Annotated in this window: 26 protein-coding genes and 1 pseudogene; 19 read left to right on the top strand and 8 right to left on the bottom strand. The window is 49.6% G+C overall.

The window, feature by feature from the left end:
- Positions 1 to 126: 126 nt before the first annotated feature.
- Positions 127 to 471 (top strand): RidA family protein, encoded by a 345-nt coding sequence (locus tag BJJ97_RS15290; protein ID WP_095994483.1) that lies wholly within the window; start codon positions 127 to 129, stop codon positions 469 to 471.
- A gap of 41 nt (positions 472 to 512) precedes the next feature.
- Here the strand turns inward: BJJ97_RS15290 and BJJ97_RS15285 are convergent, their stop codons facing one another.
- Complete coding sequence (locus BJJ97_RS15285) at positions 513 to 761, bottom strand: YoaH family protein (protein WP_095701905.1); 249 nt, start codon at positions 759 to 761, stop codon at positions 513 to 515.
- A gap of 143 nt (positions 762 to 904) precedes the next feature.
- Here BJJ97_RS15285 and pabB point away from each other — a divergent pair, with 143 nt between their 5' ends.
- The 3 genes from pabB to BJJ97_RS15270 all read left to right on the top strand — a co-directional run bounded on the left by pabB (position 905) and on the right by BJJ97_RS15270 (position 4,697).
- Positions 905 to 2,347 carry an aminodeoxychorismate synthase component 1 gene (gene pabB, locus BJJ97_RS15280; protein ID WP_095994482.1) on the top strand — a complete coding sequence of 481 codons (1,443 nt, stop codon included), beginning with the start codon at positions 905 to 907 and terminating at the stop codon, positions 2,345 to 2,347.
- Positions 2,344 to 2,937, top strand: a complete 594-nt coding sequence (locus BJJ97_RS15275) for a CoA pyrophosphatase (RefSeq protein WP_095699374.1) — start codon at positions 2,344 to 2,346, stop codon at positions 2,935 to 2,937. The genes pabB and BJJ97_RS15275 overlap by 4 nt, the downstream gene beginning before the upstream one ends.
- 395 nt (positions 2,938 to 3,332) lie before the next feature.
- Positions 3,333 to 4,697, top strand: a complete 1,365-nt coding sequence (locus BJJ97_RS15270) for an L-serine ammonia-lyase (RefSeq protein ID WP_095994481.1) — start codon at positions 3,333 to 3,335, stop codon at positions 4,695 to 4,697.
- A gap of 242 nt (positions 4,698 to 4,939) precedes the next feature.
- Here the strand turns inward: BJJ97_RS15270 and BJJ97_RS15265 are convergent, their stop codons facing one another.
- The gene (locus tag BJJ97_RS15265; RefSeq protein WP_095994480.1) at positions 4,940 to 5,881 is read right to left on the bottom strand and encodes a LysR family transcriptional regulator; all 942 of its coding nucleotides are present in this window, start codon (positions 5,879 to 5,881) and stop codon (positions 4,940 to 4,942) included.
- Positions 5,882 to 5,984: 103 nt separating this feature from the next.
- Here BJJ97_RS15265 and BJJ97_RS15260 point away from each other — a divergent pair, with 103 nt between their 5' ends.
- On the top strand, positions 5,985 to 6,617 hold the full coding sequence (locus BJJ97_RS15260; RefSeq protein WP_095994479.1) for an NADPH-dependent F420 reductase: 633 nt from the start codon (positions 5,985 to 5,987) through the stop codon (positions 6,615 to 6,617).
- 44 nt (positions 6,618 to 6,661) lie between these two features.
- Complete coding sequence (locus BJJ97_RS15255) at positions 6,662 to 7,483, top strand: isochorismatase family protein (RefSeq protein ID WP_227003528.1); 822 nt, start codon at positions 6,662 to 6,664, stop codon at positions 7,481 to 7,483.
- A 94-nt stretch (positions 7,484 to 7,577) separates the two neighbouring features.
- Here the strand turns inward: BJJ97_RS15255 and BJJ97_RS15250 are convergent, their stop codons facing one another.
- Positions 7,578 to 9,134, bottom strand: a complete 1,557-nt coding sequence (locus tag BJJ97_RS15250; RefSeq protein ID WP_095994478.1) for a TerC family protein — start codon at positions 9,132 to 9,134, stop codon at positions 7,578 to 7,580.
- A gap of 569 nt (positions 9,135 to 9,703) precedes the next feature.
- On the opposite strand from BJJ97_RS15250, the gene manX reads away from it, so the two are divergent.
- The 5 genes from manX to mntP all read left to right on the top strand — a co-directional run bounded on the left by manX (position 9,704) and on the right by mntP (position 14,030).
- Positions 9,704 to 10,666: a PTS mannose transporter subunit IIAB gene (gene manX / locus BJJ97_RS15245; protein ID WP_095699372.1), complete on the top strand. Its 963-nt coding sequence runs from the start codon at positions 9,704 to 9,706 to the stop codon at positions 10,664 to 10,666.
- A gap of 176 nt (positions 10,667 to 10,842) precedes the next feature.
- Complete coding sequence (locus tag BJJ97_RS15240) at positions 10,843 to 11,640, top strand: PTS mannose/fructose/sorbose transporter subunit IIC (protein WP_014699847.1); 798 nt, start codon at positions 10,843 to 10,845, stop codon at positions 11,638 to 11,640.
- A gap of 14 nt (positions 11,641 to 11,654) precedes the next feature.
- Positions 11,655 to 12,497: a PTS mannose transporter subunit IID gene (locus BJJ97_RS15235; protein ID WP_095994477.1), complete on the top strand. Its 843-nt coding sequence runs from the start codon at positions 11,655 to 11,657 to the stop codon at positions 12,495 to 12,497.
- A gap of 78 nt (positions 12,498 to 12,575) precedes the next feature.
- Positions 12,576 to 13,034, top strand: a complete 459-nt coding sequence (locus BJJ97_RS15230) for a DUF986 family protein (RefSeq protein WP_095994476.1) — start codon at positions 12,576 to 12,578, stop codon at positions 13,032 to 13,034.
- A 423-nt stretch (positions 13,035 to 13,457) separates the two neighbouring features.
- Positions 13,458 to 14,030 (top strand): manganese efflux pump MntP, encoded by a 573-nt coding sequence (gene mntP, locus BJJ97_RS15225; RefSeq protein WP_095994475.1) that lies wholly within the window; start codon positions 13,458 to 13,460, stop codon positions 14,028 to 14,030.
- 63 nt (positions 14,031 to 14,093) lie between these two features.
- Here mntP and rlmA read toward each other — a convergent pair whose 3' ends face one another.
- The 3 genes from rlmA to BJJ97_RS15210 form a co-directional block, all read right to left on the bottom strand.
- Positions 14,094 to 14,927, bottom strand: coding sequence for a 23S rRNA (guanine(745)-N(1))-methyltransferase (rlmA, locus tag BJJ97_RS15220; protein ID WP_095994474.1), 834 nt, complete (start codon positions 14,925 to 14,927; stop codon positions 14,094 to 14,096).
- Between the two features lie 128 nt (positions 14,928 to 15,055).
- Positions 15,056 to 15,265 carry a transcription antiterminator/RNA stability regulator CspE gene (cspE, locus tag BJJ97_RS15215; RefSeq protein WP_005968829.1) on the bottom strand — a complete coding sequence of 70 codons (210 nt, stop codon included), beginning with the start codon at positions 15,263 to 15,265 and terminating at the stop codon, positions 15,056 to 15,058.
- A 41-nt stretch (positions 15,266 to 15,306) separates the two neighbouring features.
- Entirely contained in the window at positions 15,307 to 15,423 is a 117-nt protein-coding gene (locus BJJ97_RS15210; RefSeq protein WP_085996916.1) for a DUF2627 domain-containing protein, read from the bottom strand.
- A gap of 948 nt (positions 15,424 to 16,371) precedes the next feature.
- On the opposite strand from BJJ97_RS15210, the gene BJJ97_RS15205 reads away from it, so the two are divergent.
- The 5 genes from BJJ97_RS15205 to BJJ97_RS15185 all read left to right on the top strand — a co-directional run bounded on the left by BJJ97_RS15205 (position 16,372) and on the right by BJJ97_RS15185 (position 21,149).
- Positions 16,372 to 17,286 (top strand): metal ABC transporter substrate-binding protein, encoded by a 915-nt coding sequence (locus BJJ97_RS15205; RefSeq protein WP_095994473.1) that lies wholly within the window; start codon positions 16,372 to 16,374, stop codon positions 17,284 to 17,286.
- Entirely contained in the window at positions 17,283 to 18,173 is an 891-nt protein-coding gene (locus tag BJJ97_RS15200; protein WP_039480575.1) for a manganese/iron ABC transporter ATP-binding protein, read from the top strand. Before BJJ97_RS15205 ends, BJJ97_RS15200 begins: the two co-directional genes overlap by 4 nt.
- On the top strand, positions 18,173 to 19,036 hold the full coding sequence (locus BJJ97_RS15195) for a metal ABC transporter permease (protein ID WP_095994472.1): 864 nt from the start codon (positions 18,173 to 18,175) through the stop codon (positions 19,034 to 19,036). Before BJJ97_RS15200 ends, BJJ97_RS15195 begins: the two co-directional genes overlap by 1 nt.
- Positions 19,033 to 19,890 carry a metal ABC transporter permease gene (locus tag BJJ97_RS15190; protein WP_095994471.1) on the top strand — a complete coding sequence of 286 codons (858 nt, stop codon included), beginning with the start codon at positions 19,033 to 19,035 and terminating at the stop codon, positions 19,888 to 19,890. Before BJJ97_RS15195 ends, BJJ97_RS15190 begins: the two co-directional genes overlap by 4 nt.
- Before the next feature lie 398 nt (positions 19,891 to 20,288).
- Positions 20,289 to 21,149: a fructosamine kinase family protein gene (locus tag BJJ97_RS15185; RefSeq protein ID WP_095994470.1), complete on the top strand. Its 861-nt coding sequence runs from the start codon at positions 20,289 to 20,291 to the stop codon at positions 21,147 to 21,149.
- 86 nt (positions 21,150 to 21,235) lie between these two features.
- On the opposite strand, the gene BJJ97_RS15180 is transcribed toward BJJ97_RS15185, so the two are convergent.
- Positions 21,236 to 21,784 carry a YniB family protein gene (locus BJJ97_RS15180; RefSeq protein WP_095994469.1) on the bottom strand — a complete coding sequence of 183 codons (549 nt, stop codon included), beginning with the start codon at positions 21,782 to 21,784 and terminating at the stop codon, positions 21,236 to 21,238.
- A 307-nt stretch (positions 21,785 to 22,091) separates the two neighbouring features.
- Between BJJ97_RS15180 and hxpB the strand changes: the two genes are divergently transcribed.
- Positions 22,092 to 22,757 carry a hexitol phosphatase HxpB gene (hxpB, locus tag BJJ97_RS15175; RefSeq protein WP_095699362.1) on the top strand — a complete coding sequence of 222 codons (666 nt, stop codon included), beginning with the start codon at positions 22,092 to 22,094 and terminating at the stop codon, positions 22,755 to 22,757.
- Between the two features lie 108 nt (positions 22,758 to 22,865).
- Here hxpB and BJJ97_RS15170 read toward each other — a convergent pair whose 3' ends face one another.
- On the bottom strand, positions 22,866 to 23,198 hold the full coding sequence (locus tag BJJ97_RS15170) for a cupin domain-containing protein (protein WP_010275594.1): 333 nt from the start codon (positions 23,196 to 23,198) through the stop codon (positions 22,866 to 22,868).
- A gap of 321 nt (positions 23,199 to 23,519) precedes the next feature.
- Between BJJ97_RS15170 and BJJ97_RS22420 the strand changes: the two are divergent.
- Both BJJ97_RS22420 and kduD read left to right on the top strand, forming a co-directional pair.
- Positions 23,520 to 23,719, top strand: a pseudogene (locus BJJ97_RS22420) (5-dehydro-4-deoxy-D-glucuronate isomerase); the annotation flags it as partial.
- Between the two features lie 83 nt (positions 23,720 to 23,802).
- The gene (gene kduD, locus BJJ97_RS15160) at positions 23,803 to 24,564 is read left to right on the top strand and encodes a 2-dehydro-3-deoxy-D-gluconate 5-dehydrogenase KduD (RefSeq protein ID WP_044207793.1); all 762 of its coding nucleotides are present in this window, start codon (positions 23,803 to 23,805) and stop codon (positions 24,562 to 24,564) included.
- Positions 24,565 to 24,645 lie beyond the last annotated feature (81 nt).

The raw sequence follows: 24,645 nt of genomic DNA, 5'->3' as shown, positions 1-24,645 counted from the left end.
CAAGAGTCACCCAACGCTACCACCTTAAATCAGGAAAGCGTGCCGCAACCTGCTGTGTTAGGCTTGGCGGCTGGCATTGGTTGATGTCACTCTTTTAATTATCCCCACAATGGAGAAACCCACCTCATGGCGATCACACGAATTAATCCTGAAGCACGCTGGTCAGACGCCGTAATCCATAACAACACGCTCTATTACACCAGCGTGCCGGAAAATCTGGATGATGACGCACAGGCGCAAACGGAAAACGCGCTGGGCGCGTTAGATGCGATCCTGCAACAGGCGGGAACAGAGAAGAGCAAGCTGTTAGACGTGACGATTTTTCTCGCCGATGCGGATGATTTTGCCGCTATGAATGCCGCGTGGGATGCCTGGGTCGTGGCGGGTAGCGCGCCTGTACGCTGCACCGTGCAGGCTAAATTGATGCACCCGAAATTCAAAGTCGAAATCAAAGCGATTGCGGCGATATAAGCCACCGTCTTATATATCCAGAAGAGGGAGAGACGTGGTGATTACTGCTCTTCTTCCTCTTCACCATCATCAAAATGGTGTTCTTCGTCGCTGTCATTATTGTCGTTAAATTCGTCATCCTCTTCGTCAAACATCATCGCGACGGTGTCGCCTTGATGATTCTGACGGATCTCCGCCGCAACCAGTGCTATCGCCTGGCCGCTGCTCATGCCCTCAGACATGAGTTCCTGAATACGCTCTACAGCATCTTGCTGCTGCTTGTGCGTCAGCGCGGGCATACCTGCAATCATGATAGTTTCCTGGTTGGTAAATTCGCGCGTATCATCGCATGCCCGCTTCGGCATACACCAGCATTTCTGCTTTGTGGTACGCTGTGGTCAGGAAAATCGACGCGCTATCAACACAACCATACTGTAGACACAACACGAAGAACATGATTGCCGCTAATACGACTCACGTAACCGACACCAGCGATTTGACTACCGCGACGGCTGCCGCCGCTATTCATCACGCGCTGCCTTACTACCCGACCGTGCTGCTCGATCGCTTTGCGCCCTTTTCCCAACAGCCGTGGGCGATGTTGCTGCATTCCGGGTTTGCCGATCATCCGCATAATCGCTTCGATATTATGGTCGCCGATCCGCGAGTCACACTTTGCACGCGCGGAAGCAAAACGGAAATCACGCGTGACGGTGTAACGAACATCGTGGACGGCGATCCATTTGCTTTACTGCAACAGCAGCTTGATTCACTCGCGCTGTCCGCGGAAGCACATCCTGATTTCCCTTTTCAGGGGGGCGCACTTGGCCTGTTCGGCTATGATTTGGGACGTCAAATTGAAACGCTGCCCGCACAGGCCGAGCAAGATATTGATTTGCCGGATATGGCGGTGGGTCTATACGACTGGGCGCTGGTTGCCGATCACCATCGAAAAACGTTAACGTTGATCGTACATCATTCCCTTCAGGCACGGCTCGATTGGTTAGCGACTCCGTCCGTTAACGCCCCAAAATCCGATTTCAGCCTTACCAGCGCTTGGCAGCCGAATATGTCACGCGAAGCATATGGCGAAAAATTCCGCAAAATACAGGACTACCTTCTGGCGGGAGACTGCTATCAGGTCAATCTGGCGCAGCGCTTTTCCGCGGCTTACGAGGGCGATGAATGGCAGGCATTTTTACGACTGTCAGCAGGCAATAAAGCGCCCTTTTCCGCCTTCCTGCGCCTGCCGGAAAATACCGTCATCAGCGTATCGCCGGAACGCTTTCTCTGGCTGGAAAATCACCGCATTCAAACGCGCCCGATTAAAGGCACACTGCCGCGCCTCGCAGACCCAGATGCCGATAAACAACAGGCGGTGCGGCTCGCTAATTCGGAAAAAGATCGCTCAGAAAACCTGATGATTGTCGATCTGCTGCGTAACGACATCGGTCGTGTCGCGGTGCCGGGCAGCGTCCGTGTGCCGGAGCTGTTCGTCGTCGAACCTTTCCCCGCCGTGCACCATCTGGTCAGCACCATTGAAGCACAGCTACCGGAAGATTGCCCTGCAACCACGCTGCTACGCGCCTGTTTCCCCGGCGGCTCGATTACCGGCGCGCCCAAAATCCGCGCTATGCAGATTATTGAAGAACTGGAACCTCAGCGCCGCAATGCCTACTGCGGTAGCGTCGGCTATATCAGCCTGTGCGGCACCATGGATACCAATATCACCATCAGGACGCTATTAACCGAACGCGGCAGAATTTACTGCTGGGCGGGCGGCGGCATCGTCGCCGACAGTCAGGAACAGGCTGAATATCAGGAAACGTTTGATAAAGTGGGCCGCATTCTTCCCCTGCTGGATGGCTCCCAGACAATTCAGGTACCGAGTCAATGAGTGAGATCGCCTTGCCGCCAACGGCTTTTGCGCTGAACGATTTTATTACGCGCTTTCAGTTACAGCTTCCGCCATCGCTGCGGCCTGTGCACCAGCAGCGTCAGGCTGCGGTTCTGGTGCCGATTATTTGTCACCCTACGCCCACGCTGTTATTGACCCGACGTTCTGCCGATCTGCGTAAGCATGCTGGGCAAGTGGCGTTCCCCGGCGGTGCGGCGGATAAAGAAGATCGTTCCATCATCGAAACAGCGCTGCGTGAAGCGCAGGAAGAAGTGGCTATTCCACCGGAAAACGTCCAGGTGCTGGGCGTATTGCCGCCGCTGGACAGCGTCAGTGGATTTCAGGTCACACCGGTCGTCGGGCTGATCGCTCCACAGACTCGCTTTCATCCCAATGAAGACGAGGTCGCCGAACTGTTTGAAATGCCGCTGGACGAGGCCTTCGCGTTGACGCGCTATTATCCACTGGATATCGAGCGCAAGCAGCAGCGTCATCGGGTTTATCTTTCCTGGTATCAGCAGCAGTTTGTCTGGGGGCTAACCGCCGCCATCATCCACCAGCTCGCCTTACAGATTTCCGACAAGCCCTAAGCCCGAGGCCGCGTTCAGCGGCTTTTGGTTCATCACTTCTTTTCCCTCGCCAAATATCCTTATTTAAAAAGCGGCCTTTGCGATCAAAAAGCATCCACCTATAGCATTTACAATGACTTAGATCGTATTTAGGATAAGTTAAATTATGTGATGACATAAGTTTATTTCATGCGAAAAAGAAAGCCACACGACATATTCCACACTACAATAGCGCGATTTGACGAGTTTTATTCTAATCTTGGGGTATATATCCACTAAAATTCAGGTCATGTCTCGCTGGAACCGAAATCATCAGATAATTCGCAGCATAACTATCTGATTATGATGAAGGAACCGGATGCAGGCGATCAGATAATAAAGAGTGGATACGACCCTGAGTCTTTGAGGAGTTTCGCGTGATAAGCGTTTTCGACATGTTTAAAATCGGTATTGGCCCCTCTAGCTCTCATACGGTTGGACCGATGAAAGCCGGTAAGCAATTTGTCGATGAATTGATCAACCAGGATCGACTGACCGCAACCACGCGCATTGCCGTCGATGTGTATGGCTCGCTGTCGCTGACGGGTAAAGGCCACCATACGGATATCGCTATCATTATGGGTCTGGCGGGCAACATGCCAGATACCGTTGATATTGATGCCATTCCCGGTTTCATCCGCGATGTTGAGCAACGCGAACGCCTGCTGCTGGCTAACGGGCAGCACGAGGTAGATTTCCCACGCGAAGGCGGTATGGTTTTCCGCAGTGAAAATCTGCCGCTGCACGAAAACGGTATGACTGTCACCGCCTTTGCTGGCAATAAAGAAATTTATAGCAAAACCTATTATTCCATCGGTGGTGGCTTCATCGTTGATGCAGAGAATTTTGGCAAAGACAGCGCCACTGATGTATCCGTTCCCTATACGTTCAATTCCGCCAAAGAGATGCTGGATCACTGCAAACAGAGTGGCCTGTCGCTTTCTGGGATGGTGATGCGTAACGAGCTGGAGCTGCATAGCCGTCAGGACATTGACGCCTACTTTGCCGATATCTGGCAGACAATGCGTGCCTGTATCGATCGTGGCATGAACACCGAAGGTGTTTTACCCGGCCCGCTGCGCGTGCCACGTCGTGCCTCTGCGCTGCGCCGTATGCTGGTGTCTACCGATAAGCTGTCCAACGACCCGATGAACGTGGTGGACTGGGTCAATATGTTCGCGCTGGCGGTGAATGAAGAGAACGCCGCAGGTGGCCGTGTGGTTACCGCACCAACGAACGGTGCGTGCGGCATCGTCCCGGCAGTCCTCGCCTATTACGACCACTTCATCGAGCCGGTTAGCCCGACCATTTATATTCGTTATTTCCTCGCGGCGGGCGCGGTCGGCATTCTGTACAAAATGAACGCCTCCATCTCCGGTGCCGAAGTGGGCTGTCAGGGTGAAGTGGGCGTGGCCTGCTCCATGGCAGCCGCTGGACTGGCAGAACTGATGGGTGCGAGCCCAGAACAGGTTTGCGTCGCCGCCGAGATCGGCATGGAACACAATCTGGGCTTAACCTGCGATCCGGTTGCCGGCCAAGTACAGGTTCCGTGCATCGAACGTAACGCAATTGCTTCCGTTAAGGCGATTAACGCCGCCCGCATGGCAACCCGCCGCACCAGCGAAGCACGCGTCTCGTTAGATAAGGTGATTGAAACCATGTACGAAACGGGTAAAGACATGAACGCTAAATACCGCGAAACCTCACGGGGCGGACTGGCGATTAAAGTGCAGTGTGATTGATCGGCTAACGGCGCACTCCCGTTTTTTCATCAACGAAAAGTCCACCAACTCGACTTAATCTCGTTCACGCCAGTCCACAAGACGTGTCCCTGAGCGGATAGGCAGGCAACCACACTGGAGGCGGGCTCCCCCCCGCCATCCCGCTTGCCGTTGAAAGTCCAACCTATTCAACCACGCGTTCCTGCCTCTATACGGCTGAGGGTGATGCATTACCATAGCGCACATATTCCATCATTGTTCGTTCACTTTCCTGTTAATAATTTTTCCCACGGATCATAAGCGGACAATAACCATGTCTTAGGTCGTAAGGCATCGGATAGAAAATCACGTAAAAGCTGCACTTTGAGTGGCAATAGTGTGCGTGTAGGATAAAGCGCGTGTATTCCGAGTGTTTGCGCTTGCCAGTCTGGAATAATTTCCACCAACCTCCCCTTGATAATATCGCTATATACCAGAAAATCTGGTTGCAAGATTATCCCCTGGCTTTCGATAGCAAGAAATCGGCATGTTGCACCATTATTAACATTGAGGCGCGGGTGAATATTAACTTTAATCTGTTCTCTTTTTTCCTTGCAAAATAACCATTCGTTGCCACTGGAGTTATAACTATAAGCAATCACTACATGTTTATCTAAGTCTATAGGGTGTGTCGGTGTACCCCGAATGCGAAGATATTCAGGTGAGGCGCACAATATTAGCCGAGTTGTTGCCAACAAAGAGGATATCAACGTTGAATCAGGCAGATTACCGATGCGAACGACTAAATCGTATCCTTCTTCTACGGGATCGACGTTACGATCAGAAAGAACAATATCAAGCTCAACTTTCGGGTTTTTATCCATAAACTGTCCCCACAATGGGGCCAACTGAAGTACACCGAAATCCTGCGGTACACCAATCCGCAAGCGGCCATGTGCCTGATTGGCACCGGTGCAAATTTGATTTTCAGCCTCTTCGATAACCGATAACACCTCTTTACAACGCAAGTAATAAATTTGGCCTTCATTAGTCAAAGAAATACGCCGCGTGGTGCGATGGAGTAATCTTACGCCTAAAAATTTTTCTAACTCAATAACTTGTCGTGATACGGCCGGTTTTGAAAACCCGGTACTGTCCACCGCTTTGACAAAACTTCCTGCTTTCACTACCGCAACAAAGGTAGCCATCGCTTGCAATTTATCCATTGTATCCCCCTGCGAGACAATATATCTAATTACCCGTTATTTATCATTACCATCATTACTAATAAAGTGTCGCTGATACTTTAACTTCACGAGAGATGACACAATGAAAATTGCCGTTATAGGTACTGGAAATATGGGGCAAGGGTTCGTCAAACAGCTCACGTTAGCGGGGCATGAAGTACGTGTCACTGCTCGTGATCTGACCAAAACCAGAGCGCTTGCCGCTCAATATCCTGGGGCGGTGGCAGTGGCATCGGATGACGCATTGCAGGATGCCGATATCGCGATTTTAGCGGTAGGCTACAATGATGCGCGCTCCGCCTTACAGTCCCTTGGCGATCTCAATGGGAAAGTGATTGTTGATATAACCAACCCACTCACAGCCGACTACATGGGATTAACCCTTGGCCATGATACCTCTGCGGGAGAGGAAATCGCGAAAATGGTCCCTGGCGCTCTTGTTGTTAAAGCATTTAACACGATTTTTGCTCAAGTTTTAGCTGAAGGGGCGATATTTTCCCAGAATGAAACTGTCCCGGTTTTTTATGCTAGCGATAGCGAATCAGCAAAAGAAACTGTTCGCGAATTAATCGAAAGTATCGGATTCTCTCCGGTAGATACGGGAGGACTAAAGAATGCTCGTTATCTGGAGCCTCTCGGCGGACTAAATATTTATTTTGGTTACGGGGCCGGTAAAGGAACTCAAATTGCACCGACCTGGATTAGCCGTATTTAATTCATTCTTTATTATTTTTATTTCTCAGGAAAATGATGTCTCATATGAAATTGACTCAACTCTCTATCGCTTTAACAATATTTTGTTTTTCCTCTTTTTCTTTTGCAGATCAGAAATCAACAGATATTGTTAGTCCTATTACGAGTAAGGTTTTACCCTATAAAACCAGCCCTTCAGAAGCACGTAAAGCTGGCCGCGTGGCTTATGATAAACCGACGCCTGAAAATAGCATTATGCTGTTTGTCGATCACCAAGTGGGGCTGATGGCAAGCGTTCGAGATTTTCAACAAGCATCTGGCTATAAAAATAATGTTATTGCCTTGGCGCAGATGGCTAAAGCATTAGACATTCCTGTATTAATGACGAGCTCCAATGCTCAGTGGCAGAATGGCGATACGCTGCCGGAACTAAAAGAAATATTCAAAGATCAACCAATTTACCGTCGTACCGGTATTATCAACGCTTATGAAGATCCGACGTTCCGTAAAGCGTTAGAAGATTTGGTTGCCAAAACGGGTCGCCGACACATTATCATTTCCGGTGTCACATTGGGAACCTGTGTCACCTTACCGACATTGGCAATGATCAATGATGGGTATCAAGTCTATCCCGTTGTTGATGCCTCTGGCGCATGGAGCAAATACGAGGCGGATGCGGCGATGCAGCGAATGACTGCGGCTGGGGCTGAGCTTGAAAGTGTGTTTGCGCTTGGTGCAGAATTACAAGCAGACTGGAAAAACCCCACAGCTGACGCGATGCTTCCCCCCTTTATCAATGGGTTACCAGAATATGGTTGGGTACTACAGAACTATTGGAACAATGCTAACCAACATACCGTTCCCGATCCTTTTAAAGTCGTAAAGTAATATAGCGGAGTCTCTGCCCACGCCCTTTTCGGCAAAAAAACACCCTGCCAGCGTACTACCGCTCGCAGGGTGCGATCATCACGCCCGACAGCGCTTATGCGTCGTCATCCTCTTCCCGCACGACGATACGTTCTACACGCACCAGTTCAATACGGTATTCGGAAACCTCGATAATATGGAAGCGCAGGTTGTACAACTCGATAATGGCACCGACTTTCGGGAACTCATCACTGTGCGCCAACAGCATACCTGCCAGTGAAGCATACTCTTCCTTCGGATCAACCAGCTCGCTGCTATCCACCACCTGTTGCAAAGCGTGTAGATCCGTTCCGCCTTTCACCAGCCAGCCTTCGCCGTCTGGGATGATATCCAGCGTTTCGTCTTCATCCGGGAACTCACCCGCGATCGCTTCCAGCACGTCCAGTGGCGTGACCAACCCTTGCACTACGCCAAATTCGTTGGCAATGATGACCAGGCTACCTTTCGCACGACGCAGAACAGGCAGCAGGTTAATCACATCCAGCGTTTCCGGCACGACAATAGGTGGGTTAGCCGCAGCAAAATTTTCCACATCAGTTTGTGTTTCCAACGCCACCAGCAGATCCTTGGCACGGACCACGCCGATAATTTCATCCAGCGACCCGCGACAGATTGGGAAGAGGCTGTGAGGCGTATCCAGCAATTGCATACGGATCTGTTCGACAGAACTTGCACTATCCACCCAGGAAATTTCAGTCCGCGGTGTCATCACGCTGCGCAGTGAACGCGAGGCTAATGTCAGCACGCCGCTGATCATATTGCGCTCTTCTTCGGCGAATTCCTCTGTTGTGAGCTTCTTCTGCGGTTCATCAGAATCCACATCGTCCGTGTTTTTCCGTGAGCCCATCAGGCGCAGAATGGCCTCTGCGGTACGTTCACGCAAAGGACGGTGCGACTGATGCTTCATAAAGTTATGACGGGCAATCTGGTTAAACATTTCGATCAGGATAGAGAAGCCAATCGCCGCATACAGATAACCTTTAGGAATATGGAAGCCAAGACCTTCCGCCATCAGGCTCAAACCAATCATCAGCAAGAAGCTGAGACACAGGACAACCACCGTTGGATGTTCGTTAACAAAGTTGGTCAACGGTTTAGAAGCAATCAGCATGACACCCATTGCGATGATCACCGCCGTCATCATGACGCCCAAGTGATCGACCATGCCCACCGCAGTAATCACAGCATCCAGCGAGAACACGGCATCCAGCACGACGATCTGTGCCACCACAGCCCAGAAACTCGCGTGGGCGCGATTGCCGTTGCCATCATGCGTTTTATTCTCTAGCCGTTCATGCAGCTCCATCGTGGCTTTGAACAAGAGGAACACACCGCCGAACAGCAAAATCAGGTCACGACCCGAGAAACTGAAATCACCAAGGCTAAACAATGGACGCGTCAGTGTGACCATCCAGGAAATCAAAGACAACAGCCCCAGACGCATTAACAGCGCCAGGCTTAAACCGATAATGCGGGCTTTATCTCGCTGTTTGGGGGGTAATTTATCCGCCAAGATGGCGATAAACACCAAATTGTCGATACCCAGAACAATTTCCAGTACCACCAGCGTCAATAAGCCTGCCCAGATTGAAGGATCTAGCAAAAATTCCATGTCAGACTCCAGAAAATGAACGAGCAGATGACATCAATGCATGAGCCGCATTGAGTGGTAATAAAAAGAGTTGGTGTGAATCAGAGAGATTCTGAATGTGGTCTGAGTGACCAGCTGAGTACAGAAAACCGCCAGCATTAGCGGGAAAACAGAGAACGTTTTGTCGGTGACAGTCCATGGGAAGGGCTGATGCCCGGTGCTCCTAAGCAATTTAAGGGACGTTTACTCTAACAGGTTGTTACCAATTTTCACAAAGAATTTCTTCCGGCCGACTTCGCATTGATAACACGCCCAAATTTTCCCATTCAGAGCCCTTTTAGCCCTTGGTTTAACTGGTCAGCATTAGAGCATCATCACACTATTTATTTTTTCGATAAGTAAAATAAATCTGTCAGTCACGATTTCTAGCCTGACAACCTGGAGGAACACAGTGAATGTCATGAATCCACGGTAAAATTTTTTCTTGCAGCCATACTAATACCGCGACGGTTAACGTTTAGCTTGTGAACGCTGACCTGGTTTCCTGACACATTGACTCTTTTTTGATCGTGAACGTGAGGAGGTAGCAAGTGAGTATTGCAATCATGTTATGCACTCACGGCGCCACTGCGGGACCGCTGTTAAAGACAGCAGAAATGATTCTTGGCGAGCAAAGTAATGTCGCCTGGATTGATTTCGTTCCTGGAGAAAACGCCGAAACATTGATAGAAAAATATCAGGAAAAACTCACGCAGTTAGACACATCACAAGGCGTGCTGTTTCTCGTTGATACCTGGGGCGGCAGCCCGTTCAACGCCGCCAGCCGCCTCGTCACCGACAAAGAAAACCATGATGTTATCGCCGGCGTGAATATTCCCATGCTAGCGGAAACCTTTATGGCTCGGGATGATAACCCGTCCTTCTCCGATCTGGTTTCTATCGCGTTGGAAGCTGGTAGAGATGGCGTAAAAGCCCTAAAACATCAGGAAAAAGCCAAAGTAGCCCCCCCTTCTCCTCCACCGCCCCCAAAAGCTGTCCCCACACCGGCAGGACCCGGCGAACATATGAAGATTGGGTTGGCGCGTATCGACGACCGTCTGATTCATGGTCAGGTCGCCACCCGTTGGACGAAAGAAACCAATGTTTCGCGCATTATTGTTGTCAGTGATGAAGTTGCTGCCGATCACGTGCGTAAAACGTTGCTGACTCAAGTTGCGCCACCGGGCGTTACCGCGCACGTGGTGGATGTGGCAAAGGCCGTTCGTGTTTATGACAATCCGAAATATGCCGCCGACCGCGTGATGCTGTTGTTCACCAATCCGACGGATGTCTTAACGCTGATCGAAAATGGCGTAAATATCACCTCGGTCAATATTGGCGGGATGGCATTCAAACAAGGAAAAACGCAGGTGAATAATGCCGTCTCTATCGATGAGAAGGATATTGCGGCATTCCGTGAATTAGATAAACGCGGTATTGAATTGGAGGTTCGAAAAGTATCAACCGATTCCCGGATTAAAATGATGGACTTGATTAACAAAATGCCGCGTTGATACCTATCGTGCTGCGAAGGTTATTAACGCTACTGTCACCATCAATAATAGTTTTATAGACCTGACGATTTTCAAGATAGGTATTTATGTCGACATTGAAAATTTTACGTTGACATAGAAAATCAACGGGGATGGCGATTTATTTTTACTCAGACACATTTTATAGGAGAAGTACGATGGAGATTACCACACTTCAAATTGTGCTGATATTTCTCGTCGCATGTGTTTCGGGGATGGGTTCGATTCTTGATGAATTCCAGTTCCACCGTCCACTCGTCGCTTGTACGCTGATTGGCGCAGTATTAGGTGATTTAAAAACCGGGATCATTATCGGCGGTACGCTGGAAATGATCGCGTTAGGCTGGATGAACATCGGTGCAGCTGTCGCACCAGATGCGGCGCTGGCGTCCATTATCTCAACCATTCTGGTTATTGCTGGCGGTCAAGGGATTGGTGCAGGGATTGCTCTGGCAATTCCGCTCGCTGCTGCTGGGCAAGTATTAACCATCATTGTTCGTACCATCACCGTTGCGTTCCAGCATGCGGCAGACAGCGCGGCAGAGCGAGGTAATCTAACGGCTATCAGTTGGATTCACGTTTCTGCCTTGCTGCTACAGGCCATGCGTATCGCGATTCCTGCGGTGATCGTTGCCGTTTCCGTTGGCACCGACGCCGTTCACGCACTGCTGAACTCCATCCCAGACGTTGTCACTAACGGCTTGAATATCGCCGGTGGGATGATTGTCGTTGTCGGTTACGCGATGGTCATCAACATGATGCGCGCGGGTTACCTGATGCCGTTCTTCTATCTTGGCTTCGTTACCGCTGCCTTCACTGAGTTCAATCTGGTGGCGCTGGGCGTAATCGGTATTGTGATGGCGGTGCTGTATATCCAACTCAGCCCGAAATATAACAAGGTGCAAGGCCAGTCTGTCACATCAGGCAATAACGGTCTTGATAACGAACTGGATTAACAGGAGTGAGAGAAATGGTCGAAAATACGAAAGTCAAAAAACTCACTGACAGCGATATCCGCGCGGTGTTTATCCGTTCCAACCTGTTTCAAGGCTCCTGGAACTTTGAACGTATGCAGGCACTCGGCTTCTGTTTTTCCATGGTGCCAGTGATTCGCCGTCTTTATCCTGAAAATTCGGAAGAGCGTAAACAAGCAATCAAGCGCCATCTGGAGTTTTTCAATACGCAGCCTTTTGTTGCCGCTCCGATACTTGGCGTAACGATGGCGATGGAAGAGCAACGTGCGAACGGTGCTCCTATTGACGACGCGGCAATAAACGGTCTGAAAGTCGGGCTGATGGGGCCACTAGCTGGTGTCGGCGACCCGATATTCTGGGGTACCGCCCGTCCAGTATTCGCTGCGCTAGGCGCAGGGATTGCCATGAGCGGCAGCTTGTTGGGGCCAGTGCTCTTCTTCGTCCTGTTTAACCTGGTTCGCCTGCTGGTGCGTTACTATGGCGTCGCCTATGGCTACCGCAAAGGGATCGATATCGTCAGCGATATGGGCGGCGGTTTCCTGCAAAAAATGACCGAAGCGGCCTCTATTCTCGGCTTGTTTGTCATGGGGGCATTGGTCAATAAATGGACTCACGTCAACATCCCGATGGTGGTGTCGACAGTGACGAATCAGAACGGGGAAACCACGGTGACCACCGTTCAATCCATCCTTGACCAGCTCATGCCGGGGCTCGTTCCCCTGCTGCTGACGTTCGGCTGTATGTGGCTGTTACGGCGCAAGGTAAATGCGCTGTGGCTGATTATGGGCTTCTTCGCCATTGGTATCTTCGGGTACTGGATCGGTCTGCTCGGCGTGTAATGTTCAATGGCCGGGTGCCAATACACCCGGCCATTTTTATTTACGGACACAGATAGTTAACGGACAAGGGTAATACGGATGACAATGACAGATATCACGCTGGTGGTGTTGATTGCGTTAGCACTGGCTTATGCCATCTACGATGAGTTCATCATGGATAAACTCAAAGGAAAAACCCAACTCCTCGTCCCGCTGAAGCGGATGAACCGACTCGATACGCTGATTTTTATCGGCTTAGTGGGGATTCTTATTTATCAAAACGTGATGAATAATGGCGCTATTATCACCACCTATCTTTTGATTTCGCTGGCCTTCATGGCGTGCTATCTGGCCTATATTCGTCGTCCTAAACTGGTGTTTAAATCAACCGGATTCTTTTATGCGAATATATTCATTCCTTATACCAGAATTAAAAATATGAATTTATCTGAGGATGGCGTATTAGTCATCGAACTGGAGAAGCGTCGTTTATTGATACAGGTTGCACAGCTCGACGATTTGGAAAGAATATATAAATTTATGATTGAGAATCAATGAGGTAAGTTTACCTTTAAATTATTTAAAATAACGTTGGCTATACACCTCATGTTTAGATGGTATTTTAACCACAATGACTTTGTCGTTATTTTATACGATCCTTCATTATCAACGTCCAAATGAAAATAATTATCAATTGCATTATTAATGCTTAAAACTTTTAGTGTTGTTTGCACCACAAATAATATGGTAAGGTTGCGCCGTCATTGGGGAGTAGCCGATTTCTGATTAATTAACATTCACAATAATTCATCAGAAATGCTCGTATCAACATACTCGTTTTATCTCCTATTACCGGAGCATAGACGTGGTGCGGGCGGCCAAGCGTGATTGGCAGGCGAGACCATAGACACGTAAGATCGTCATTCGGGTTGGGGATGATCTGCGTGTATATGGTTAATCGTCCAGCCGAGGCTACTTACAATGAACATGTCAGCAACACTTATCCTAGCATTTGGTATGTCAATGGATGCCTTCGCCGCGTCAATCGGTAAAGGTGCCGTACTGCATAACCCTCGTTTCCGCGATGCCATTCGTACCGGCCTCATCTTTGGCGTTATCGAAGCTATCACCCCGCTCATCGGCTGGGCACTTGGTTTTTTTGCCAGCCAATATATTCTCGAATGGGATCACTGGGTTGCCTTTACCCTGTTAGTCATTTTGGGCGGCCGTATGGTCGTTGAGGGGATCAAAAACTCCTCAGACTGCCGCTGCGAAAAAGTCAAAAATCATAGTCTGGCACTGTTAGTTTGTACCGCCATCGCCACCAGCCTGGATGCCATGGCAATTGGCGTCGGCCTGGCCTTCCTTCAGGTCAATATTTTCCATACCGCGATGGTCATTGGCTGTGCCACCATGATTATGGTGACGCTCGGAATGATGATTGGCCGCTATATCGGCCCTATCTTTGGCAAGAAAGCGGAAGTGGTTGGCGGGCTGGTTCTGATTGGTATCGGCTGCAATATTCTGTACGAGCACCTCGGCTACGCCGCCTGATAAAATACATTTCACATTAACGGGCAGCCCGATTATCGCGCTGCCCGTTTTTATTCTTCCTGATTACGCACCTACCGCATCGCTATCAACACGCTGATGCAAGCGGATAATAAAATCCGTTTCACAACTAAACGCGGTGGCTGCTTGCAGTCGCTCGCTAACGTCTGGCGTTGCTCGCCAGGCAAAAGGCGTCATTTGCAATAGCGCCGCGGCCTCATTCCCAGATAACTGCATTGGGTACGCGAGCGCCTGCTGATCAATAAGCTGAAAACCTGCAAGCACTTCATCTTTACTCGGGTGTAATAACACCTCATCGTAGACTTCTGCTTTCAGTTGATAAAGATGTCGTGGCCCCGGAGATACCGTCACCACCCAACCGCCAATCTTAACGGTGCGCTGCAATTCCGCGTCATTACAGGGCGCATAGATCTTTACCACAGCATCAAGGGATTGGTCCTGGAAAGGCAGTCGCTGGCTGGATGCGACGCAAAACTCAACGTTGTCATACCGCTTTGCCGCCCGCTGAATCGCCGCCTTGGAAACATCCAGCCCGTATATCGTCATCGTTCTGCGCGATGTCAGACGATGGGCAAACTCTGCGGTGTAATACCCTTCACCACAGCCGATATCCAACAACGCCGCAGCGTCATCTGCCACAATACGATCAACATGCTGCGCAACGGCGTCACGTAGCGGTTGATAGTGACCGCCCTCCAGAAAGCTGCGACGCGCCTGCATCATTTCAGCGCTATCACCAGGCTGCTTTGAACGCTTAAACTGTACCGGCAACAGGTTAACGTACCCTTCTTTCGCAAGGTCAAAACTATGTTTACCACACGTCCATTGCCGCGGGTGTCGCTCCAGAGGTAACTGGCATAGCGGACACTGATAACTCATCGGCACATTTTCCTCATTAAAAACGTCTTCATTGCATTATGCGTGTAGATAAAAGTATTACGGGTGTAGATAAAACGCAGACAACAAAAAACCCGCACCATGGCGGGTTTTGCAACAGAGCTGTAAAATTACAGCGCAGTGACGTTTACTGCAGAAGGACCTTTCTGGCCATCCTGAATTTCGAATTCTACGTTCTGGCCTTCAGCCAGAGTTTTGAAGCCGTTGCCTTGAATTGCAGAGAAGTGTACGAATACATCTTTGCTGCCGTCAGCAGGAGTGATGAAACCAAAGCCTTTAGACTCGTTGAACCACTTAACCTGACCTTTAATCTTTGCCATTTCAAATATTTCCTTTAATTGTTTAAACCGCCAAAAAGGCGTTATACAGACAAACCAAAGTCGTTACTGCTTGAGGCACTAAGATAAGGATCGGCAGAGAAGCAGCATGCAACACTAAAGGTTGTACTTAAGTCTTCTTTACTGAAAATGCCATTCATATACAGAACTGTACCTCGTTTTACCCAGAAGCGTTATTACACACTATGTAAACGATGGCAAGGGCTTTTTTATCAGTCGTGGACATGCCGCACAAATTCACGTCATCCTTGATTCATTAATACACGATAATGCTTGCTGACCCTATATTCACAGGCAGCGTCTAACACGGCACAATAAACGCACTTCAGATTCTATTATGCAAAAAAATACGCGACAACCGTCGCATTTCTGGCACAGAGGCATCGGCAGTCATAACAAAAAGCTATAATTTACGCGCTTATATGAAGAGATATTGACCATTAACAAAAAAGCGCGCCCGACATCGGCCACGCTTATATCAATGTTTAAAATCGATTGTCATTTTTATGCTATCTGTATCTTTTGCATTAATACATTACATAATAGAAATTATTTATAGACTAATCTTTCGTTACGCAGGGAATTAACTGGTTTGAACCAATAGCACAATTAATGCCATCAAAAAAGTCAATAAGACCAAACTTGCCAACTTCCAACGTCGTTCTGATTTTGTGCTCATATCACTGACAATCCTTTTGTATAAAATAGAGACATCACTCACATTCTTTATGGTTTATCGGCAGAGATCAGAACTTTCTTAAGGCGACATAAGATTTATCTCGCTTTTTGGCGTAAATTTCACCATGTGTATAGCTATGTATAGTTGCGCGACAGTTCACCACCGTTACCGTTAGACTTTCGTTGTAACCTTAAGTACGATTCATTAAATTAAAGCAACATTTCTGTTACCAAAGGAGCATGATGCGTTCCTTACCCGCGCAAGTGCGTGCGACGTGCCTGCGAACAGTGACTTCTTGTGTCATGAGACACCCTCTAATATTCATTCCCCGCCCTTTTCTGCCCCTTGACTTAAATGATATTGATAATTATTCTCAAGTAACACTTTCACGGTTTGTAAGGATATCCGCATGATCGGTTTTCACGCTCATTTACCTGCCCTATTCCGTCGCATCGCGCTGCCGTGCGCTTTACTGCTTTTAGCCAGCACCTCTGCTCAGGCGGCTGAAAAGCTTAAAGTCATCACGACCTTTACCATCATTCAGGATATCGCACAGAATATTGCAGGCGATGCCGCGACGGTTGAGTCCATCACCAAACCCGGCGCAGAGATTCATGATTATCAACCGACACCGCGTGATATTGTTAAAACACAGTCCGCACAGTTGGTGCTGTGGAACGGCATGAATCTCGAACGTTGGTTTACGCGCTTTTTCGAGAACGTGAAAAATGTGCCGGCCGTTGTGGTGACGGAAGGCATCACGCCGCTTCCTATCCGCGAAGGTGCCTATAATGGCAATCCAAACCCGCATGCCTGGATGTCCCCTTCCAATGCATTAATCTATATCGAAAATATCCGCAAAGGTCTGGTGCAAGCCGATCCCGCCAATGCAGAGACGTATAACCGTAACGCCAAAGCCTATTCGGAAAAAATCAAGGCTCTCGACGCGCCGCTGCGTGAACGTCTCTCCCGTATCCCAGAACAGCAACGCTGGTTAGTCACCAGTGAGGGCGCATTCAGCTATCTGGCGAAGGATTATCAGTTCAATGAAGTCTATCTCTGGCCAATCAATGCTGACGAACAAGGTTCGCCGCAGCAGGTACGTCGGGTTATCGATACCGTGCGAGAGAAGGCTATCCCTGTCGTATTCAGCGAAAGTACTATTTCCGATAAGCCAGCAAAGCAGGTCAGCAAAGAAACCGGGGCGAAATATGGCGGCGTGCTGTATGTTGATTCGCTGTCTACAGAGAAAGGCCCTGTGCCGACCTATATCGACCTGTTACAAGTGACGGTGGAGACCATCGCTAAAGGATTTAATCAATGAGTAGTGATCGAGCAGTACAGTCATTAGACGTCAATGATGTTTCGGTTACTTACGGCAACGGGCATCAGGCTATTCGCCATGCTTCTTTTTCCCTGACTGGTGGAACGATTTGCGCCTTGGTTGGCGTCAACGGCAGCGGAAAGTCGACGTTGTTCAAAAGCATCATGGGGTTGGTCAAACCAACCTCAGGGCAGGTACTGCTCAACCAGCAACCGATCTACCAAGCGCTGAAACAGAATCTGGTTGCCTATGTTCCACAAACGGAAGACGTAGACTGGAATTTCCCCGTTTTGGTTTCCGACGTGGTCATGATGGGGCGCTACGGGAGGATGAATTTCCTGCGCATTCCCAGCAAACAAGACCGCGCTATTGTAGCGGAATCGCTGGAGCGCGTCGGGCTATCGACGCTGCAGCATCGCCAGATCGGCGAACTGTCCGGTGGACAGAAAAAGCGCGTCTTTCTGGCACGAGCACTGGCTCAACAAGGCAGCGTGTTACTGCTGGATGAGCCTTTTACTGGCGTAGACGTCAAGACAGAGAACGCCATTATCGATCTGCTTCGCACCTTGCGTGATGAAGGGCATTTGATTCTGGTGGCAACCCATAACCTCGGTAGCGTTCCTGAGTTTTGTGACAACGTTATTTTGGTCAATCGCACCGTTTTAGCCGCAGGACCGACGCACAGCACCTTTACCCAAAGCAATTTGGAGAAAACGTTCGGCGGTGTTCTGCGACACATCAACCTCGGGGGATCTCATCTTCACGATGATGATGATGTCCGTTCGGTGACGGTGTTGACAGACGATGAGCGTCCGGCCGTGTTCTATGGGTCGACCAAAAGCGATCCTCCTGCGTCACGCGTGATACCGGAGGAGAAAAAGCCCTGATGATCGATATCCTGTTGCAGCCATTCAGCTATAACTACATGGTCAAGGCGATCTGGGTCAGCGCGATTGTCGGCGGCGTGTGCGCTTTTCTTTCGGCGTATTTGATGCTGAAAGGCTGGTCGTTGATGGGCGATGCACTCTCCCACTCTGTCGTCCCCGGTGTTGCAGGAGCCTATGCTCTGGGCCTGCCCTATGCGGCGGGTGCCTTTTTTACCGGTATGCTCGCCGCACTGGCAATGACCCTCATCCGTCACATTACCCGATTACGCGAAGATGCGATTATCGGCTTTATCTTCTCAACGTTTTTCGCGGTCGGACTGCTGATTATTTCGCTCAACCCGACATCGGTTAACGTGCAGTCCATCATTTTCGGCAATATTTTGGGCATCGCCGACGAAGATGTCCTGCAAGTTGAAATCATCATCGGCGTGACGTTCGTAATTCTCTGCCTGCTGTGGAAGGATCTGCTGGCCGTGTTCTTTGATGAGAACCATGCCCGCTCTATCGGTCTTTCCCCGCTGAAGCTAAAAATTCTGTTCTTTACGCTGCTGAGTGCCTGTACGGTCGCGGCGCTGCAAACTGTCGGCGCAATTTTGGTCATTGCGATGGTGATTACACCGGGTGCCACTGCTTATCTGCTCACCGATCGGTTTGGTCGTCTGGTTGTGATTGCTATTGCACTGGGCGCGATCACCAGCGCGGTCGGGGCGTATCTGAGCTTCTTCCTTGATGGTGCAACCGGCGGCGTGATTGTCACATTGCAAACCGTCGTCTTCCTGTTGGCATTTGTCTTTGCACCTAAGCATGGGTTGCTGGCCTCGCGCCGCCTACGGTTACGCGATCAATCAGGAGCTGCATTATGACGCTTATTAGCTGGCTCATCGATCCCCTGACCTACCCGTTCATGCAGCGTGCACTACTCGCCGCTGTGGTCACCGGTACGGTCTGCGCCGTGCTGTCGTGCTATCTGGTACTAAAAGGCTGGTCGCTAATGGGTGATGCCATTTCCCATGCCGTGCTGCCCGGTATCGTTGTTGCGTTCTTACTGGGGATCCCGCTGGTCATCGGAGCTTTCGTTTCCGGTATTTTTTGTGCGGTAGCAACGGGATACGTGAAAGAACACAGCCGGGTCAAAGAAGACACGGTAATGGGGATCATTTTTTCCGGTATGTTTGCACTGGGGCTCGTGATGTTTGCGCGCATCGATACCGATCAGCACCTGAACCATATTCTGTTTGGTAACGTGCTGGGCATCACTCAGCAAGAACTGACGCAAATCTTACTGATTGCCGGAGTGACGCTAGCTATCATTTTATTGAAACGGCGAGATTTCATGCTGTACTGCTTCGATCCCAATCATGCCCGCGTTATCGGCCTGCCCGTTAAGCTGCTGCACTACGGATTGCTGAGTCTGCTGGCAATGACCATCGTTGCATCATTACAGGCCGTCGGCGTTATTCTGGTGATCGCGATGCTGATTGCACCGGGCATTATTGCCTTCATGGTCTGTAAGCGCTTCGAACGGATGGTTCTCGTCGCCACGCTGGTTTCCGTCATTTCCTGTATTGCTGGTACCCTGATCAGCTTCTACATCGATGGTGCCACAGGCCCTTGCATCGTCATCGTTCAGGCACTGTTCTTTACGCTGGCGCTGACCTACCACCAGCTTAAACAGCGTCGTCAGGCAACCTCTCAGGTTGTCACCGACACGCTGTAATTCCCTCGATTCAAAGACCTCTTTGCATGACGTAACCGGAAAAAAAGCGCCGGTTACGTCATTAATCCGCGATGTCATTTCTTCATCCAGCAGATTGAGCGTCATCCTAACCCCGCTATTTTTAATTCCGGCTATACTTGTTTCTCGCTATCACCGCCTATCGGTTATCACTGTGCTATATACCTGTAATACTTCAAGCTGCATGTGCGTTGGCTGCGTTCACTCACCCGAATCACTTACATGAGTAAGCTCATCGGGATTCATTCTCTTGCCGCCTTCCTGCAACTCGAATTATTTGAGGTATAGATTCCATTTTTATTGCGCTCAATGGGTTACCGTAAACAAATCGCCTCAGTGAATAGCAGGGTATCTGGCAACATCAACGGGAGGATGACCTTATGTGGCAAGCTATCAGCCGACTTTTGGAAGAACATCACGGTGCTGCGGATATTCAGGAGCGTCGCGAATTATCCGGTGGTGAAATACATCCGGCCTGGTACATCCGCTACGGCGAGCATGACGTCTTCGTAAAATGCGATAGTCGTGAAATGCTTGCCAAATTCACGGCTGAAGCCGATCAACTTCATTTGCTGAGCCGCAGTAATACGGTGCGTGTACCCATCGTCTATGGGGTCGGTAGCTCACGCGATAACAGTTTCCTGCTTCTGCAATATCTTCCCGTTAAACCGTTGGATGCGCATAGCGCCTGGTGTCTGGGTGAACAGTTAGCACGCCTGCATCAATGGAGCGACCAGCCGCAATTTGGGCTGGATTTCGATAACGACCTCTCAACAACGCCTCAGCCAAACAGCTGGCAGCGGCGCTGGGCGACCTTTTTTGCCGAACAGCGTATTGGCTGGCAATTACAGCTGTCGGCAGAAAAAGGGATGCATTTTGGTCACATTGAAACGCTGATCGCACGCGTTGAGGAACGTCTGGCAGGACATCAACCCCAGCCGTCGCTCTTGCACGGTGACCTATGGCCAGATAACTGTGCGAATAGTCAGGATGGCGCTTATCTGTTCGATCCGGCCTGCTATTGGGGAGACAGAGAATGTGATTTAGCGATGCTACCGCGCTATCCGGCCCTGCCCCCACAGATTTATGATGGTTACCAGAGCGTGTGGCCGCTGGATAAAGGCTTTATCGATCGCCAGCCCATTTACCAGATTTATTATCTGCTTAACCGGGCCAATCTTTTCGGTGGTAAACATATTGTTGAGGCACAACAGCTCATTGAGCAGCAGTTGTTGATCTAAGGCGAGACGGTCGCACTTAGATGAGGGCTTGATCTAAAAATGAGAAGAATACGGCGTCTGGCGCAATCGTTGCGCCAGACCGTCAATCAGACTGGCAACCCGAGTAAACGTAACACCAGGTAGCCAATACCCGCGATAATCACCGGCAGGATATAAAGCGGAAAGAATTGCACAAAAATCGAGTGTCCAGGAACAATAACACGTGATTCCAGCGTCTCACGCGTATTCCCGCCATCACCTTTCATTTTTTCCAGAATCAGTTGATCTTCAATGCCTTCCTTAATGGTCTTCGCCTGACGCAACATCCGGGCACCTGAAACTTGCAAAGCCAGGGCAATAAAAATCAGGATGTAGATCAGCCAAAACATCAGCGTCGCCCCACTGAAAAAACGCGTGAAATCCGGTACCGGCGAGTTGTACCAAAAAATGTTCAGGAAAGGCGTATTAAAGCGCACCATGTCGACCATCAGGTGCACAAAATCCAGAAGAACAGCATCAATGCCCTGTTTTTTCTGGGTATAAGCATAGAGATAATTAGCTAGCGAGACGAAGGTTGAAAGCAGCGCGGGAATAAAAAGGATCCATCCGGCAATGCGTTTAACGACGGCAATACGGCCAGCCTGTTGATACGTCATGAGAACCCCTTCTTAGCGACGCAACATCGGTAATGTATCGTTTTAGTACGACGGGTAGCCTACTGTAACTTTACGCGCAGTCAACACTTTATCTCCCGCACCGCCTGATCGGCCACAATAGCGGTTTACCCCGTCATACATCACGCTACGTGTACGTTGGCTGTCACTCAGCCCTTCCAAGTGCCTCTCCCTACTGGTCCAGCGCTTCGCATTGTTCAAAATGCTCGCGTAGCGCCCTGCAACTCGACTTATTTAGGGTATAGTTTACCAGTAAATTTTCTTTTCCTTTGCTGACGGAGCCAGTGGTATGTCCTTTGATTCTTCTATACGAGCGGCGATTTTCGATATGGATGGGCTGCTGATTGATTCAGAACCGTTGTGGGACAAAGCCGAACTGGAGGTTATCGCCTCGCTTGGCGTCGATATTTCACGACGAGAATCCATGAAAGATACTCTGGGTTTACGCATCGATATGGTGGTTGAACTCTGGTATCAGCATTCCCCCTGGGCGACACCAAGCCGGGACGAGGTTGTCCGCCGCATTATCGATCGCGCCATTGAACTCGTTGCCGAACAGCGTCCCCTCCTGCCCGGCGTCGAACACGCGTTGCAACTGTGTCGTGAACAGAATCTCAAAATAGGGCTAGCTTCCGCTTCGCCGCTTCACATGCAGCAACAGGTGCTGCGAATGTTTAATCTGGAACACTACTTTGATGTCTTAATGTCAGCCGAGACGCTGCCGTATAGCAAGCCTCATCCAGAAGTGTATTTGAATGCAGCAAACGGACTCGGCGTTCCTCCGACACAATGTGTGACGCTGGAAGATTCGGTGAACGGCATGATCGCAACCAAGGCGGCACGTATGCGTTCAATCGTTATTCCACAGGCTGAGTTTCGCGATGACGCACGCTGGGCGCTGGCCGATTATAAGCTGGATTCTCTGAATCAGCTTGCCGCTAAACACGTAGTCTAGAAATTTGGGTGTAGGAATTAGGAATAAAGAAGTAGAAGAATAGAAAACAGACATCGCGGGATATGACGAAAGCGTGGCCAGTCTATTAGCTGACCACGCTTTGAGGCATTACAGGAAATCTGCGCGCTTAGGCGAGAAAGCATCGATCAGAACGCTGCCGTCTTCCAGCGAGACCACGCCATGCATCTCGTTTTTCACCGCCAGATAAGCGTCGCCGGTTTTCAGGATACGTTTCTCACCTTCGATCACCACTTCAAAGCTGCCAGCGGCAACATAAGCAATCTGATCGTGGATTTCATGGAAGTGCGGCGTACCAATCGCACCTTTATCAAAGTGCACGTAAACCATCATCAGCTCATCGCTCCAGGTCATGATTTTACGTTTAATGCCACCGCCCAGCTCTTCCCATGGCGTTTCATCATCAATAAAGTATCTTCTCATCATCATCTCTCCTCTAACGCTTTTATTGCCCATACCTTTTATTGCGTCAACAAACCGTGCACGACCGACAACAAGGGTATGACTATGGATTGCGACATTTTAGCCACATCAGTACCAGAAGAAACATAAAATAAGCAAAACCATGACGGCCCTCAAGAAATAAATAAAACATTATTTCATTTTTATTGAATTCGCATCCCATCCAAACTATCATCCCGCATAACAAGAAAGAACCGGGCAGGTTGAGGAACAGGTGACGTTGTCACTGCCACGCAACATCATCTGTTTCGCCCGGCGCTTTCACCAAGAACAGGCAGTAATGAAACGGCAGTTTTCCACATGATGGGCAGCAGTAGGAAACCCGTCATAGCGTAATAAAAAACGATCGGGCGGTGATTTCACCGATCTGGTCGATTCATTCCGGTGTTAGCACCAGACGCTACACCTTTATCTGGGGCATGGTTGGCGAGAATCACGTTTTCGGTGACATGGATCACGTCAAGGTTAGCGAGTTACGTTAATCGCTTTCAACCGGAATTACCGGTGTTCCCTACAGTAACAGCTAACGACTAAGTATTTTGTCGCTTATAGAGAGATTACAGATATGATTTTAAATTCTTTTGATTTGCAAGGTAAAGTTGCTCTGATCACGGGTTGTGATACGGGTTTGGGTCAAGGCATGGCTATCGGTCTGGCACAAGCAGGCTGTGATATCGTCGGCGTCAACATCGTTGAACCGAAAGACACTATCGAAAAAGTCACCGCACTGGGACGCCGTTTCCTCAGCCTGACCGCCGACATGAGCAATGTCTCTGGTCATGCAGAGCTGGTAGAGAAAGCTGTTGCTGAATTTGGTCACGTTGACATTCTGGTCAACAACGCCGGTATCATCCGTCGTGAAGATGCGATCGAGTTCAGCGAGAAAAACTGGGACGACGTAATGAACCTGAACATTAAGAGCGTTTTCTTTATGTCTCAGACCGTTGCTCGCCAGTTTATCAAGCAAGGTAAAGGCGGTAAGATCATCAACATCGCTTCTATGCTGTCCTTCCAGGGTGGTATCCGCGTTCCTTCTTATACCGCATCAAAAAGCGCCGTTATGGGCGTAACCCGTCTGATGGCGAACGAGTGGGCAAAACACGGTATCAACGTCAACGCAATTGCACCGGGATATATGGCTACCAACAATACCCAGCAACTGCGCGCCGATGAAGAACGCAGCAAAGAAATTCTGGATCGTATCCCAGCTGGCCGTTGGGGCTTGCCACAGGATCTGATGGGCCCGTCCGTCTTCCTGGCATCCAGCGCATCTGACTACATCAATGGTTACACGATTGCCGTTGATGGTGGCTGGCTGGCTCGCTAAAGGAAATTTTTCTTAGCGGCATTTCGCCAACCTACGATAAAAAGCACAATTTCGGTTGTGCTTTTTATTTGTTTTTCAAGT

This window comes from Pectobacterium polaris, from assembly GCF_002307355.1.
GTDB lineage: Bacteria > Pseudomonadota > Gammaproteobacteria > Enterobacterales > Enterobacteriaceae > Pectobacterium > Pectobacterium polare.
This window is presented reverse-complemented; position numbering and strand designations above follow the sequence as displayed.

Excerpts from the sequence above, each read along its gene's own strand:
- BJJ97_RS15235 (WP_095994477.1), top strand. The coding sequence starts at position 11,655 with ATGGTCGAAAATACGAAAGTCAAAAAACTCACTGACAGCGATATCCGC.
- BJJ97_RS15170 (WP_010275594.1), bottom strand. The coding sequence starts at position 23,198 with ATGAGAAGATACTTTATTGATGATGAAACGCCATGGGAAGAGCTGGGC.
- cspE (WP_005968829.1), bottom strand. The coding sequence starts at position 15,265 with ATGGCAAAGATTAAAGGTCAGGTTAAGTGGTTCAACGAGTCTAAAGGC.
- BJJ97_RS15185 (WP_095994470.1), top strand. The coding sequence starts at position 20,289 with ATGTGGCAAGCTATCAGCCGACTTTTGGAAGAACATCACGGTGCTGCG.
- rlmA (WP_095994474.1), bottom strand. The coding sequence starts at position 14,927 with ATGAGTTATCAGTGTCCGCTATGCCAGTTACCTCTGGAGCGACACCCG.
- BJJ97_RS15275 (WP_095699374.1), top strand. The coding sequence starts at position 2,344 with ATGAGTGAGATCGCCTTGCCGCCAACGGCTTTTGCGCTGAACGATTTT.
- BJJ97_RS15180 (WP_095994469.1), bottom strand. The coding sequence starts at position 21,784 with ATGACGTATCAACAGGCTGGCCGTATTGCCGTCGTTAAACGCATTGCC.
- BJJ97_RS15195 (WP_095994472.1), top strand. The coding sequence starts at position 18,173 with ATGATCGATATCCTGTTGCAGCCATTCAGCTATAACTACATGGTCAAG.
- BJJ97_RS15265 (WP_095994480.1), bottom strand. The coding sequence starts at position 5,881 with ATGGATAAATTGCAAGCGATGGCTACCTTTGTTGCGGTAGTGAAAGCA.
- BJJ97_RS15260 (WP_095994479.1), top strand. The coding sequence starts at position 5,985 with ATGAAAATTGCCGTTATAGGTACTGGAAATATGGGGCAAGGGTTCGTC.
- BJJ97_RS15255 (WP_227003528.1), top strand. The coding sequence starts at position 6,662 with ATGAAATTGACTCAACTCTCTATCGCTTTAACAATATTTTGTTTTTCC.
- pabB (WP_095994482.1), top strand. The coding sequence starts at position 905 with ATGATTGCCGCTAATACGACTCACGTAACCGACACCAGCGATTTGACT.
- BJJ97_RS15190 (WP_095994471.1), top strand. The coding sequence starts at position 19,033 with ATGACGCTTATTAGCTGGCTCATCGATCCCCTGACCTACCCGTTCATG.
- BJJ97_RS15285 (WP_095701905.1), bottom strand. The coding sequence starts at position 761 with ATGATTGCAGGTATGCCCGCGCTGACGCACAAGCAGCAGCAAGATGCT.
- BJJ97_RS15240 (WP_014699847.1), top strand. The coding sequence starts at position 10,843 with ATGGAGATTACCACACTTCAAATTGTGCTGATATTTCTCGTCGCATGT.
- BJJ97_RS15205 (WP_095994473.1), top strand. The coding sequence starts at position 16,372 with ATGATCGGTTTTCACGCTCATTTACCTGCCCTATTCCGTCGCATCGCG.
- BJJ97_RS15200 (WP_039480575.1), top strand. The coding sequence starts at position 17,283 with ATGAGTAGTGATCGAGCAGTACAGTCATTAGACGTCAATGATGTTTCG.
- BJJ97_RS15230 (WP_095994476.1), top strand. The coding sequence starts at position 12,576 with ATGACAATGACAGATATCACGCTGGTGGTGTTGATTGCGTTAGCACTG.
- BJJ97_RS15210 (WP_085996916.1), bottom strand. The coding sequence starts at position 15,423 with ATGAATGGCATTTTCAGTAAAGAAGACTTAAGTACAACCTTTAGTGTT.
- mntP (WP_095994475.1), top strand. The coding sequence starts at position 13,458 with ATGAACATGTCAGCAACACTTATCCTAGCATTTGGTATGTCAATGGAT.
- hxpB (WP_095699362.1), top strand. The coding sequence starts at position 22,092 with ATGTCCTTTGATTCTTCTATACGAGCGGCGATTTTCGATATGGATGGG.
- BJJ97_RS15290 (WP_095994483.1), top strand. The coding sequence starts at position 127 with ATGGCGATCACACGAATTAATCCTGAAGCACGCTGGTCAGACGCCGTA.
- BJJ97_RS15250 (WP_095994478.1), bottom strand. The coding sequence starts at position 9,134 with ATGGAATTTTTGCTAGATCCTTCAATCTGGGCAGGCTTATTGACGCTG.
- kduD (WP_044207793.1), top strand. The coding sequence starts at position 23,803 with ATGATTTTAAATTCTTTTGATTTGCAAGGTAAAGTTGCTCTGATCACG.